We start from the raw sequence: 14,169 nt of genomic DNA, 5'->3' as shown, positions 1-14,169 counted from the left end.
ATAAACTTTTTTTCTTACTTTATTTTAAATTACTATGTTAATTTAAAATTATACCAAAACAAGTAAATAACCCAATAAAATTGTAATCTATAAAATTTTTGAGTGTTTAAAACCTCTTAAAACTTTACAAAAATTAAATTTTAAATACAAAAAATTTAATTAGCCAATCTAGAATAAGTGGCACTAAAAAAATAGCAACGAAAACTAGAACAATATGGTTGAGGATTAAGCGAGAATCATCAAATGCTGAAATTGTAACACTAAAAGAATAAGTTAATACTCAAAACGAGTATCAAAACATAATAAAATTTATAAAAACTGAAAATAGATAAATAATTAAGAAACGAACTTGCCTTTTTTTAATAATAGGATTTAAATCAGCGCTTTTTGTATTAAATGAGAAGACGTGCAAAAATATTTTAAAATAATAGGAAGGCAAATATACTCTAGTAGTTAATCACAAACCATCAATCATAACAAAAATATTTTCAATGATTTTATCAGGGTTATATCTATCTTTTTTTCTTACGTTGATTCAAATATAAGCGCTTTTTTTCTTTATAAGATTATAATTTTTTTCAAAATCAAAATTAGCTAAGAAATCAAATTGGTTATTTGTATCTATTTTACCTAAATTTTTTTTACATTTCTTCATTAGGTAAAAATTAAAAATTTTTTGGAAAAAACTACACAAATATGAATAAGGCAACAACAAAAGCGAGTAAAAAATTGCTTCGATAAAATGGCGAAAAAAGTAATTATCAAAAACTTTTGTATTAAAATGAATTAAAAAATCAAATTTAAGCGTAAAAATTAGTACTAAAATAACTAAAAAAAGTGGTACTGGATAACTTATTAAAAACAGTGTAAATAGCAAAACAAAGTGTTTGATTGTTTTTTTATCAGGATTAAATTTGAATACAAGAAAGAAGAACAACCTAAAATACAAAATATTACCTAAAATAGGTACTTTTGAAAATTCTCTAGGAATTTTCAAATTAATAAATTTTTCAACAGTTAATCAGAAATGCATTTTTACAAAACAAATTTCCTTAAATTAAATTAATAAACTAGTTAAACTAGCCTAAGAATCAATCATTTTGCTTTTAATAATACTATCAAAAAATAAAAATTTATTTCTCAAATAGTCAAAAAGTTATTCATAATTTAGGATAATAAGCCGCCGTGGGTAGCATGAGAAAACCAAAAATTATAGTAAAAAAACCAGACAGTAATAATCGGATTGCTTTGTCATTAGTATCATTTAAATTGCCATTTATTTCAGATACATGTCCCATTATAAAATAATATATTATTCAAAATGGATATCAAGTTAATATAAGCTGTATAAAAACAAAAGTAAAATAAATGTATAAAAAGATTTTTCAGTTTTTTTTAGAAATATTTGAATTTGTAAATTCAGTAGCGTTGAACAAAAAAACTTCCAAAATTATATGTGCAAAATATTTTGGCAAATTTCAATTAACTTTTAGCCATCAACTTTGGATAATAATAAAAATATTTTCAATTATTTTTTCTGGGTTATACCAATGTTTTTTTTCAACACCCGCATAAAATTTTCGTTGACATAGAAATTCATAATGTTTAGTATAATTAAAATTGTTTAAAAATGGGAATTTATTATTTGTGTCTAATTTGCCAAGATTTTTTTTAACTTGTTTTACCAAATATAAATGAAAAATTTTTTGAAGAAAACCCGAAAAATAGGAATAAGGCACAATTAAAAGCGAGTAGACAATTATCTCAATCAAATGACGAATAAAATAATTATTAAAAAATTTTAAATCTAAATTCCTTAGAAAATCAGCATTACCGGTAATTAACAATGTTATTATAACTAAAAAAAGAGGGACTGGATAGCTTATCAAAGAAAGTACTACAAATAAAAAGTAATGTTTTATTGTTTTTTTATCGGGATTAAATTTAAAAACTAAAAATGAAAATAGTTTAAAATACAAAGTATTGCCTAAAATAGGAATTTTTAAAAATTTTTTCGGTATTTGAAGGTTTATAAATTTTTCAACTGTTAATCAAAAATTCATTTTAAGGTATAAATTCCATCCCATATTAAAAATATAAATGTAACACACAAACATTTTAAATTTAGGATCCTGCCACTTTGACGGGATTTTCTTTCAAGTTTTTAAATGTTATGCCAATCAATAAATCAACTTATTTTTTGATAAGCAACGGTCACATTTTCAAAATTTTGAAATTCAAAATTAATTGTGGCTACAAAATAGCATAAAAATTCATTGGTTAGTTTGTGGTGGTTATTTTTGAAAGTATTAATTTATTTGTGCTTTGATTTTCTAAAAATTTATCTATTTTTAAATTTTTTTAGGAAGATAAAATCTAAAAATAGTACTTTTATAGGTTGTTTTACATTCTTCAACAGAAATAGTCAAAAGATTATTAGAAATTTGAAATAATTTGAGTTGTGATTGACCTATTCATACTGTGGCAATAACACCAATAACACAAAATATAAAACCAGTCATCACTGAATATATAACATCAGGAATAACAGATAAATTAGTACCCCTTGTTGCAGCTACTGAATATGTTGTTGTAAACATAAAATAGTAAAATAAAGTAAAGCATGCAATTAAAAAAGGCACAAAAAATGATTCAACAATATAATATCTTAAATAAATCTTGTATAAAAATTTTCGTTTTTCTTCATAGTCGGGATCTTGTTCATTAAATTTTGAAGCAGTTAAAGGCATTTGACTTCTTAACCAAATACCATAAGTGAAAATACCACTTCTAACTTGAGGTACATTTTTTTCAATTCTCAAAAGTTGAGGATACTTTTCTTTAAGTTTATCATTTGATAAATTCAAAGCTTCTTTTTTGTATTTGGAAATAAATCAAATGTATCTTGAAAGGTTAACAAAAACAAGCAAAAAAATCGAACCAAAAACAAATATTCTTATAATAAGTATATGGTCAGGAAAAAATAATTGAAAAAGTGTGCTTGATATAAAAATAAGGTATAAAAAAAAGTTTAAAGCAACATAAAGGGGTTTAAAAAATAATAGTTTATGAAGTACTAAAATTGATTTCATTTTAATAACCACCTGCGATATTTTTGTCTAAATCAAATCTAAATTATATACTAATTTAGGCATCATATAACCTAAAAAAATTAGAAATTATTTTCCCTAATTGGCTAAATAATGTGAAATTAAATTAGATTTCTATTTGAAAAACCTATAAAAATTTAAAACAGAAAATTACGAACACTTCCTAAAATTCTAAATTTTAGTTTAAATTATTTATGTACAATTAACTTGTGCCTTTATTATAATAAGAAATTCACGGTCAAAAATAAGACTTGTTTTAGTAGAATACTAAAACTCCCGCCACTTTGGCGGGAGTTTCCTTCAAGTTTTGAATTGTTATACTAGTCAATAAATCAACTTATTTGTTGATAAGCAAGGGTCATATTTTCAAAATTTTGAAATTCAAAATTAATTGTCGCTACAAAACAACATAAAAAATCATTGGTTAGTTTGTGGTGGTTATTTTTTGAAAGGATAAATTTATTTGTGCTTTGATTTTCTAAAAAATTTATGCAATCTTAATTTTCTTTAGGAAGATAAAATCTGATAAAAATACTTTTAAAGTCTTTTTTAGATTCTTCAACAGAAACAGTCAAAAGATTTTTAAAAACTTGTATTAATTTGATTAGTGATTGATTCAATAACGCTGAGGCAACACTAGTAATAACAAAAAGTATAATACCAGTTATCAGCGAATATGTAAAGTTAGGAATAACAGATAAATTATTATCTTTTGTTGAAATAAGTGCTGTCATCATAAAATAGTAAGATAAAGCAAGGCATGCCATTAAAATAGGAGCAAAAAACAATTCAACAATCTGCAATTTTAAAGTAATCTTGTATATAAATTTTCGTTTTTCTTCATAGTCAGGATCTTGTTCATTAAATTCAGAAGCAATTAAAGGTAATTGAAATTTTAACCAAGTATTATAATTTGAAACTTTTTTTGCAAATCAAGCTGCATTTTTTTCAATTTTTAAAAGTTTGGGAAACTTTTTTTCAAGTTCTTGATTCGATAAATTCAAAGCCTGTTTTTTATATTTGCGAATAAATCAAATGTATCTTGAAATGCTAAGAAAAGTAAACAAAAAAATCGAACCAAAAATAAGTATTCTTAAAATAAGTATATGTTCAGGAAATATGGGTTGAAAATGTGTGCTTATTATAAAAATCAACGATAAAAAAAAGCTTGAAACAACATAAATGGGTTTAAGAAATACTAGTCTATTAAGTAGTAAAATTGATTTCATTTTGATAAACACCTGCAATGATTTTTTCTAAATCAAATCTAAATTATATACTAATTTAGATATAATAGAGCCTAAAAAATTATAAACTATTTTTAAGAAGTTGGCTAACAGCTTTTTCAGAATATTTTAACGATATAAAAAAATAGATAAGAAAAATAAGGAAGCTAGTTGAGAATCAAATCTAAATGAAATTGATAAAAATTTGTGTATAAGTTGAACTGATAAAATCAGGGAGTGTTCATAATTTTGTGTTTTAACTTTGATTTTCTAAAAAATTTATCCAGTCTTAAATTTTTTTAGGAATATAAAATCTAAAAAAAGTACTTTTATAGGCTTTTTTACATTCCTCAACAGAAATAGTTAAAAGATTTTTAGAAATTTGTATTATTTTGGTTTTTGATAGATTTATTCACACTATGGCAAACATACCAAGAATATAAAGTATAACACTAGTTACTATCGAATATATAAGACTATAATTAACAGAAAAATTATTAGTTCTTGGATTAACCGAAAATGTTCATGCAAATATAAAATAGAAAGATAAGGTAAGGCATGCAATTACAAAAACAACTAAAATTGATTCAACAATGTATAATCTTAAATGCATCTTGTATAAAAATTTTTGTTTTTCTTCATAGTCAGGATCTTGTTCATTAAATTCAGAAGCAATAAAAGGTAATCTAGTTCTTAGTCAAAATTCATAATTTAAAACGGGCGTTGCATATAGAGGTAAATTTTTTTCAATTCTTAAGAGTTGAGGATACTTTTCTTTAAGTTTTTCATTTGACAAATTCAAAGCCTCTTTTTTGTATTTGGAAATAAATCAAATGTATCTTGAAAGGTTAAGGGAAATAAGCAAAAAAATCGAACCAAAAACAAATATTCTTAAAATAATTATATGTTCAGGAAATGCTAATTGAAGAGGTGTGCTTATTAGAAAACTCAACGATAAAAAAACGTTTGAAACAATATAAAGGGGCTTAAAAAATAATAGCTTATAAAATAGTAAAATTGATTTCATTTTAATAACCACCTGCGTTGATTTTTTTCTAAATCAAGTCTAAATTAGTATGCTAATTTAGATATAAAATGACCTAAAAAATTATAAACTATTTTTAAGAAGCTCAGTAACAGGTTTTTTGTAATATTTTAATGATATGAAGAAGTAGATAAGAAAAATAAGTAAGCTAATTGAGAATCAAATTGCAATGAAATTGATAAAAATTTGTGTATAAGTTGGACTTATAAAATCAGTGGTTGTTATCAAATTATAAAAATATGGCATGCTAGGCAAACTTATTATTAGTCCTGATATTAAAATTAAGAAAGAAATTGCAAAAATATTTAATATGTGTAACAAAAAGATTTTTTTAGTTTTTTCGCCTAGCGATTTAAGAATTCCAATTGATTTTAATTTTGATTGTGTTAGATTTTTTGCATAAAGAACTGAAAAAATTACCAATAAAACTATAAGAATTACTTGGATAGCAAGTAGTACTGCTTTTACTAAAAAAGTGGAGCTTAAAAGTAAAATTTTTATTGAGTCAAGATCTTTTGAATATCAATAATTTGGGAAATCTTTCTTAAATGAGTCTAAATTTTCATTGATATTGTCAGATTTTAAGAATACTTTTGCAGCATATGGTCTTATTTCGTTTCTATATTGATCACCATCATTATGCATTATGATATGGTTCTTAAATTCACGTCTTTGTTCTTCGGGAGCGCCAACTTCAGATTTTTGTTCCTGTAAATGATGGTTTTCCTTTAGATCAAAAGTTCCAACTATTTTAAAAGGAATATCTTGTCCATTTTTGTTTGATAATTCAACTTTAGACCCTATTTTTAGTTTCTCGTATTTGTCGATTTTAAAATTATTATTTTTGTTTAATTCAGTAACTCTATTGTTAAAATCATCTATAATATTATTTATTTCATCAATAGTGTTAACTGAAACAACAATTTCATCTTTATTTTTAGGAAGCTCACCATCACTAATTTTTAAATTTTCTACCTTTAAATCTTTTAAAAAATGTTTTTTTTCAACTACAAATACTTCAAAATTTCTTGCATTCAAAGGAGCGATTGTTATGTCACTGAAAAGCGAATCGCCGACTGTGTTTTTAACAAAAAAAGCTTCATTAATTTTTTTCGCTAAATTATAATGTAAAAAAGAAGGTATTCCGCGAAAGGCATCAGTTGAAAAATTTACTCCGACAATAGTGACTTCAAAAATCGTTGGAATTTCATCAACATTCGAATTACGTATAGCTCTAATTTTAATTTTTTTACCAATAGGATCAGTAATTTTTAATTTTGTGACAACTGAATTTGAAATAATTATCTCATCTTCATTTTGTATAAAATTACCTTGAAGGTTTTTGTCGTCAAATTTAAACCTATTTTTAAAAAAATCAGATTGGTCGATTAATTCAATAGAATTTTTCTCAGAAATTAATTCTTTGTCGTTATTAGTATAAGTAAAAGCAAAGTTTTGAGTTGAATAAATGGGAATAATTTTATTAACAATGTCTTTTTTAGTATTGAATTTCTCGATTTCTTCGTCAAAAAATGGTGCAATTCTCTTTTTTTGAACCTCAAAAGAATCCAAATTGTATTGATAAATTCGTCGCGAGTCAACAGCATTTGCTTGCGTATCAAGTGTAGCAAATAAATTTAGACTTAAAATGCTAATTAGAAATGTGATAATTAGTAAAGCTGTAATAATTATTTTATTTTTAAAATCTAGCTTCAAAAATAAAATAATTGATTTTAATTTGTCACTTATTTTTAAAGGTTTTTTTTCAAATTTAAAATTATAATCAGTTTTATTTAAAGATTCACCTTTATTTATTTCTTCGATTTTATCAATTTCTAATACAGACTCATTTTTTAGGTAAATTATTCTATCGCCGTATTTTTTAGCAAGATCTAAATTGTGGCTAACTATCAAAATAGTTTTATTTTTCTTTAATATTTGTATTTTTTCAAAAAGAATTTCAGCATTTTCAACATCAAGATTTCCAGTAGGCTCATCTAACAAAATAAAGTCAGATTCACGCGCTAATGATCGCAAAATTGCGATTCGTTGTTTTTGACCACCTGATAAATCACTCACTTTATTTGCTAAATTTTCTTTTGAAATATTAACAAAACTTGCATTTTCTTCAATATTCTTTTCATCGATATTAAAATTTATTGCATTTGCACCAATTTTAATATTTTCCATACCAGTAGCAGATTCAATTAGGTTAAAATCTTGAAAAACAACGTCAATTAAAGGGTTTTTAACAACTTTGTTATCTTTATAGAAAAGAATTTCACCTTTATCTTTTTGACTAAAATTAGCGATTAGATTAATAAGAGTAGTTTTCCCAATTCCGGAAGGTCCAACGACAAAGACCAACTCATTAGATGGTATGTCTAAGTTAAAATTTTTAAAAATAGCTCTTCGGTTAAAATTTTTAGTTAGATTTTTAATTTTTATCATTTTTAAGTAGCCAATCTATTTGATAAATCATATAAATAGTTTTAATATTCAAAAAGTGTGTTTTACCTACTTTTCTATCAATTTTACCTAAAATATCTTTTTTTAGCAATGAAATAAATTTTTCTAATTTAGTAGAGTCTATTTGGTGTTCTAATTTTGATTTAATTGAGCTTTGAAATTCGATATACCAAAAAAGATGTTCTAAAAATTCAGCGTTATTTATATTTTTTTCATCAAGATTTTGGTTTATAAATTCGACAATTTCCTTGTTGTCATCTAATTCATTTTTAAAAATAAACTTAATAAATAAGTTAATAAATTTTAAAAAAAATGGAGCATTTTTTTCTAGTTTTGCATTCATAATATTGTCAAAAATTCGCTTGGAAACATTAATTTTTGCCGGCTTGTCTGTATTATAAAAGCTATTTAACAGCGCAATTGCTTTAGACAAATAAAAAAAATCAATTGGTTTTTTTACAAATTTACTATAACCAATTATTGTATTTAAAAAATCTTTTTGACTCTTAAAAAAATCGGGATAAGTTTTAATTGAAAAAAATACATAATTATATAAGTCCTCAAAAAAATCAGGATTATTTTCTGGTTTTTTTGTTATTTGCTTAAATAATGTTTCTATTGTTTGATTTATTTTTTGTACTTGATTATCTTTTTTCTCGCTTAATTCTAAAATCTGTTTTACAAAAATAGTTTTTGTGATATCAGCCTCTTGACGAAACAATCTATTTTCAATAACATAATCTACAATTTCTTCGCTTTTTTTAAGTAATTCGGGATCTAATTCTTTATTATTTCCAAAATAATAAAGAAGAAGTACACCATCATAATCCGTAGGATCGGTGTATGTTTTAAAATTTACCAATCAGTTTTTAGTATATTCATTTATTTTTGACAAATACTCTGGCGAATACTCATAAAAATTCTTGCTAAGGTAGTAAAAACCAAATATTGATAAAGGCGAATCATCCAAATATCTTATATTTTCTTCTACATCCTGATTCTCAATAATTTGTCTAAAATGTTTCTCTCATTTTTGAATTAAAATATTTATTGATTTTTGCTTTTCTTTTATAATATCAGAAAAATGGTTGTTTCCTAAATTATTTATTATTGATAAAATTAAGATATATTTTTTAATGAGTAGTCAACGTTTATCACTTAATGATTTTGGATTTTCACTCCCGTTTATCGATACTTCTTCACTTTCAAAATTCATTTTCTTGAATTCTTCCCTAATTCAATCTTTAATATCGAAATATTTTTGAAAATCATGACCATTTAATTTAAAATACAAAATAGTTCATGCTAAATCTCAAAAGTTATCTTTGGTATCAATAAACTGTTTTTTACTTTTATCATAATATATTGAAATAAAATTAATAAGTTTAGGAACATTATCAATTGGGTTAATATTAAAATGAATATTGCTTATTTCGTATTCATTTCTCAAACCATATCGCGGTCTTTTCAAATAAGGAGGTGCATCTTTTAATAGTGATTTAACTTTGTTAAATTGATTAATGTTATTCGACATTTTTAAAATTGCTAAAATTTGGTTTGCAGTTTCGTAATTATAGCCTACCTGAACTTCACTTTTTAGAGCAAAGTCACTCTTTTCTACACCTTTTTTTAACTCCCTTTCTAAAATAAAATTGTCTATTTTTTCTAGATCAGAATTAGAAAAAATAGATGCCGATTTTGAATTACTAGTTAATGTTTTAGGTTCAAATCTATTTATTTCAACTTCAACGGGCCTAGTAAGAGCATAATAAATTATAGGTACACTTATAGCAATTGATCCCAAACTAGCACCAATAATTGAAAAAACAACTCATTTTTTTGTAAAAATTTTAGGTATCATGACTATTCCTCTAAATTTTGAGATAATTTTGAAACTTTATAAAAAGAAGATTTAGGCAATATATTCGTAACTTTTCCTTCATTGCATTCAGTTTTTGCCAACGTTTAGTTGCTAAATGTTGTTATTTTGTATTTTTAACCCTAATAGTTTTAATTAATTCTGGCAATTTATGATTATAACTAGTGATTTACAACAAGAAAACCATTTTAATCAATTAAAACATCTACATTTACACTTGACTTAGATAAAAATCCACCATAAAATTTTACTTAGGTCTAGTAATTTTTCTATTTTTTTGTAATTATCATAAATTATCCTTAATAAATTTTTATTTATAAATTAGTGTTAGTCATAATTTTACCATGCTAAGCCAAATAATAAAGAACAAAATAAAAAAAATACAAAAATATAATTTTTGTTAAAAAATGGTAAAAATTATATTTTTATTATAGATATTTTTGCGAACTATAAATTCTGTAGAAATAAAAAAAATATTTAATATTGCTCTACTTTTTCTACCAATTTATGTTTTTTTATGTTAAAATTTTGGCAATTTCAATTACTAATTCAACAAAATTACAATTATATTTTAAGTGTTAAGCTAGTTTTTCTTTTTTAAAAATCAACAACAAAAGGTAAAAACATGAATTTTGATAATTATTAAAATTATTTGATTAAATAATTTCCCTTCAATAATACCGCCATTTTACCAAAAAAGTATAAATAAAATCGTAATGAAACGTTAAATTCATTATAATATCATAAAAAGGATCCTAAAAAATACGAGCGATATTCGAAATGATAAAAAATATGCCTTTAAAAACTCCCGATTTTGCTATTGGACTCGAAAGATTGCCGCTATTTATAATAAAGGAATCTAAATCCGCAAAGTTGAGTCAATCCCTAAAGAAATAAATTTGGAATTTTTACCATAAAAATGCAAGAAATTATTAGCCAAATAGCATCCTTGATTTGCAAATTCAATAAAGAAAATAATTTGAATTTGGAAATTTTTCTAAAAGGAAGTTATCTATTTTGAAAGGAAAATTTTATAAGTCGAAAGCCCAACGATTTAGATTTGGGCTTTGTAAATTGTTCCTTTAGACAACGTCAAGAATTTATTAATTTTATTTTGCAGGAAAAAAATGCTGAATTGATAAAAAAGGACGACAATTTACAAATACTTAGAATTAATGGTTTTATTATTGAATTTATAGTATTAGAAACAATAAACAGGCAATTTTTAAAAGAATCCCAATACAAAAATCTTTATGAATTAAAGATCAAGTATGCTTTTTTTTCAAAAAATTACGATGATGGGCTATGTTCTAAGTCCAGTTTTTCCACATGATTCAAATAAAAAAATGCTAAGTATAATTGATGATTTAAACATTTCTTGAAATATACTAAGCAAAAACTCAGACAATATTAATTACGAAAACGAAAAAAATTTCTTTCAAAATAGTCTATGAAATAGTTTCTTTATTTATTGGTTTTATAATTATGACAAAATGCTTGATAAATATTTTGATTTTTCAAAATTAAAAAGCTACGATAATTATTTTGACCAATCGTTAAAAAATTATATCTATAATTTTTTAACTTTTATAAAAGAACAATTTAAAAACAATTTGGATTTTTTTGACAAAATACTAAAAAACAAGCTAATTTATACAAATATGATGGTAAATTTTTTGAATTTTCCATCAATCCCGGGCTTTGAAAAAAATTATATTGAAAAACTGTTTGGTGATAAAATTCATAAAAAAACAAGCGGCGGTTATTTATCAAAAAATAATAAGAATAACAATGTTTTATTCATAAATCACAGCGATGAAGTAGGTGGTATTGCAATAGCTGGCGAGGTTTTTAATCAAGGAACGACTTATTTTGACTCAGGCGTTTTTGAAATATTTGACCAGAATTCAGAAAAAATTAATGAAATTTCTTGTGTCAAAGTTGACAATCTAATTTTTTCTGAAGAAAAAAGTAGAAAAATAAATCAGCCTAATTTAAAGTGTCTTGGAATCCCTGAAAATGGAATTTACCAAGTTTTACCCAAAAGTGAGGTAAAAATTTCCGGATTTACTATCTTTTCACGAAATCAAGATAATAAAATTTCTAACATATTAACTAGAATTCTTTTGCATATTGATAAAAAATTTGATATTCTTCTGACAACAAAAGAAGAAATTCAACTACAAGGAACAAAAGATTTTTTTGTTACTAATCAAGTTAAAAAATACAAATTTTTGGTCAATATTGATGTTTGCGAGGACGAAAATTGAGATAATGAAGGTATAAAAATAAGATTAGCTGATACTTTTACGGCACATAATATTGTTTTTTATAATAAAATTGTTGAAATTTTTCAAAAAAATAACATTCCTTTTAGACCTTATTTTGGTTCAGGTTCGACTGATATCACTAATTTTCAAAATCAAAATGCCATAACTTTATCAATTCCGGTCTCAAAAATACATTCTAATTCCTCGATGTCACTAATAAAAAATTTTTTCTTTTTGCTTTGAATTTGCAAGGAAATAAATGACAATATTTTTTAAAAATTCAATCAAATTTACTAGTTCACTTAGCACTTCGCTCATAGGTTCGGAAGCTTTTAAGTTTAGTTCGTCTTTATATATATTTAAAATTACAGGCGATTTTTGGCTTGTTACGATTTTATATTTGTTAATTCAAATACCCAATTTGGTGGTTTATTTATTTAGTAGTAAAATTGTCCAAAAATGAAAAAATGACAAAATTATTCTGTTAATTTCAGATATTTTGAGTGTTTTTTGTTTAGCTTTCTTGTTGATTATTTTTTTTAGTCTAGCTAATAGTCAAATTTTTACCTTTTCAATAATATTAATTTTAGTTAATACATTGCTTGGTTTTATCCATGCTTTTCGATTTATTTATTTGAAAAATATTGTTTATTATCTAGCAAACAATGAAAAACAGATGCAAAATATTAATGTTTTTTCCTCTTTTGCAACAGCAATGGGATTTTTAATTTCGGCAGTATTTGCCTTAGTTATTTATTCAAGACTTGATTTTTATTGAATGGTTTTATTTAATATGATCACCTATTCAATCTCAGGTATGCTTTATTTTTTACTAAAATTAAATGCAAAAAAATTTGATTTTGCCCTTAGCCAGAAAGAAAATTTCAAAGAAAATGACAAAAAAATTTCGACTTATAAATGAGTTTTTGTCTTAGCCGGCCACTTTATTGTTGCAATTTTCTTTTTACCAAGAACAACTCTATTTCCGCCGGTTTTTGAATATATCAATTCTCAAAGTCAAGCTGAGATTTTTAACTACCAACAATTAGCAACATGATTCAATATTGGTTTTTCGTTTGCTTCAGTTTTAGGAACAATCGTCAGTTTTTTAATATTAAATAAAACAAAGAAAAAAATTAGCATTATTTGACTTTTGGTTGGCCTGTTAATATTAGGTTGAATTTGACCTTTTGTTGCTTTTATCAAAAATTTAAATGTTCAATTTTATTCATATATGATAATTACTAGTTTTAATCAGTTTATATTTTCGTTATTTTTTCCAACTTTTTCCAGTTTGTCATATTTATTTTTCAGCAAAGAAAAATTCCATGTCCAAAACGGAATTTCACTGGTCACTAGAGCAATTTTTTACACTTTAGTTACAATTGCTACAACCGCAACTTTTATTTATCTTTCATTTTACTTTTCATTTTTAATATTTATACTTCTGATTTCAGTTTTGGGCTTGATAGTCATTTTTAGCTATTGAAAAATTAAAAAATTAACTATTAAAAAAGTCAAAATCAAAACTACAAAAAGTTAGAAAACCTATAAATTATTATATTAATTTAGAAAAAATCATTTTTTGTCTTTTGTATTAAGGGATTTGCATGTATAATAAATAAGCATTTATTTGAAGAAAAGTTTTCTTATTTTTTGCTTTGGTAAAATTTGTCAAAAAATATTTACAAAGATAAGAAAATTTTTTGTTTTTTTGTTATAATTAATCTTTACATTGTAAGGACTATGAAACATAAGGTTGCAATACACGAGAAGGAGTTGTTTTTGTGTATTGGTTTTTATGTAGAGTCCGTTCAAAAATATGAACAGGAGCAACTCACTTATTTTTATGAGCACAACATCAATAAAAATTAAGTTCAAATCGTTTGACCACCGTCAAATTGATGCTGCTGCTAAAAAGGTTATTCTTTTAGCACGTGAACTTAATGTCGAGACATGTGGCCCGGTACCGCTGCCAACTTCAAGAGCGATTTATACAATTTTGAGATCTGTCCACGTTAATAAAAAATCTCGTGAACAATTTGAAAGTCGCACTCACAAACGGCTAGTAATTTTAAAAGTTTCGCCAAACAATCAAAAAGCAGTTACAGAAAAAATTTCACGAACACAATTGCCAGCTGGCGTTTGATTAGAAATCGAGGTAAATTAA

10 protein-coding genes are annotated in these 14,169 nt (G+C 24.2%); 4 read left to right on the top strand and 6 right to left on the bottom strand.

Annotated elements, in window-relative coordinates:
- Positions 1-133: 133 nt before the first annotated feature.
- The 6 genes from QJQ40_RS03090 to QJQ40_RS03065 all read right to left on the bottom strand — a co-directional run bounded on the left by QJQ40_RS03090 (position 134) and on the right by QJQ40_RS03065 (position 9,711).
- On the bottom strand, positions 134-1,033 hold the full coding sequence (locus QJQ40_RS03090) for a hypothetical protein (RefSeq protein ID WP_282861166.1): 900 nt from the start codon (positions 1,031-1,033) through the stop codon (positions 134-136).
- A 1,318-nt stretch (positions 1,034-2,351) separates the two neighbouring features.
- Complete coding sequence (locus tag QJQ40_RS03085) at positions 2,352-3,092, bottom strand: hypothetical protein (RefSeq protein WP_282861164.1); 741 nt, start codon at positions 3,090-3,092, stop codon at positions 2,352-2,354.
- A gap of 515 nt (positions 3,093-3,607) precedes the next feature.
- Positions 3,608-4,339: a hypothetical protein gene (locus QJQ40_RS03080; protein ID WP_282861163.1), complete on the bottom strand. Its 732-nt coding sequence runs from the start codon at positions 4,337-4,339 to the stop codon at positions 3,608-3,610.
- Positions 4,340-4,625: 286 nt separating this feature from the next.
- On the bottom strand, positions 4,626-5,363 hold the full coding sequence (locus QJQ40_RS03075) for a hypothetical protein (protein ID WP_282861162.1): 738 nt from the start codon (positions 5,361-5,363) through the stop codon (positions 4,626-4,628).
- Positions 5,364-5,444: 81 nt separating this feature from the next.
- Positions 5,445-7,832, bottom strand: a complete 2,388-nt coding sequence (locus QJQ40_RS03070; RefSeq protein WP_282861161.1) for an ATP-binding cassette domain-containing protein — start codon at positions 7,830-7,832, stop codon at positions 5,445-5,447.
- Positions 7,819-9,711 carry a hypothetical protein gene (locus tag QJQ40_RS03065; RefSeq protein ID WP_282861160.1) on the bottom strand — a complete coding sequence of 631 codons (1,893 nt, stop codon included), beginning with the start codon at positions 9,709-9,711 and terminating at the stop codon, positions 7,819-7,821. Before QJQ40_RS03065 ends, QJQ40_RS03070 begins: the two co-directional genes overlap by 14 nt.
- A gap of 937 nt (positions 9,712-10,648) precedes the next feature.
- Between QJQ40_RS03065 and QJQ40_RS03060 the strand changes: the two genes are divergently transcribed.
- The 4 genes from QJQ40_RS03060 to rpsJ all read left to right on the top strand — a co-directional run bounded on the left by QJQ40_RS03060 (position 10,649) and on the right by rpsJ (position 14,169).
- Positions 10,649-11,071 carry a hypothetical protein gene (locus tag QJQ40_RS03060; RefSeq protein WP_282861159.1) on the top strand — a complete coding sequence of 141 codons (423 nt, stop codon included), beginning with the start codon at positions 10,649-10,651 and terminating at the stop codon, positions 11,069-11,071.
- Positions 11,001-12,275, top strand: coding sequence for a M28 family peptidase (locus QJQ40_RS03055; RefSeq protein WP_282861158.1), 1,275 nt, complete (start codon positions 11,001-11,003; stop codon positions 12,273-12,275). Before QJQ40_RS03060 ends, QJQ40_RS03055 begins: the two co-directional genes overlap by 71 nt.
- Before the next feature lie 358 nt (positions 12,276-12,633).
- Positions 12,634-13,542 carry a hypothetical protein gene (locus tag QJQ40_RS03050; RefSeq protein WP_282861157.1) on the top strand — a complete coding sequence of 303 codons (909 nt, stop codon included), beginning with the start codon at positions 12,634-12,636 and terminating at the stop codon, positions 13,540-13,542.
- Positions 13,543-13,848: 306 nt separating this feature from the next.
- Complete coding sequence (gene rpsJ, locus QJQ40_RS03045) at positions 13,849-14,169, top strand: 30S ribosomal protein S10 (RefSeq protein ID WP_029513109.1); 321 nt, start codon at positions 13,849-13,851, stop codon at positions 14,167-14,169.

The organism is Mesomycoplasma ovipneumoniae, assembly GCF_030012565.1.
In the GTDB taxonomy this organism is placed as follows: Bacteria; Bacillota_I; Bacilli_A; order Mycoplasmatales; family Metamycoplasmataceae; genus Mesomycoplasma; species Mesomycoplasma ovipneumoniae_D.
The sequence above is the reverse complement of the archived record's forward strand: the minus strand, read 5'-3'. Positions and strand labels throughout refer to the sequence as shown.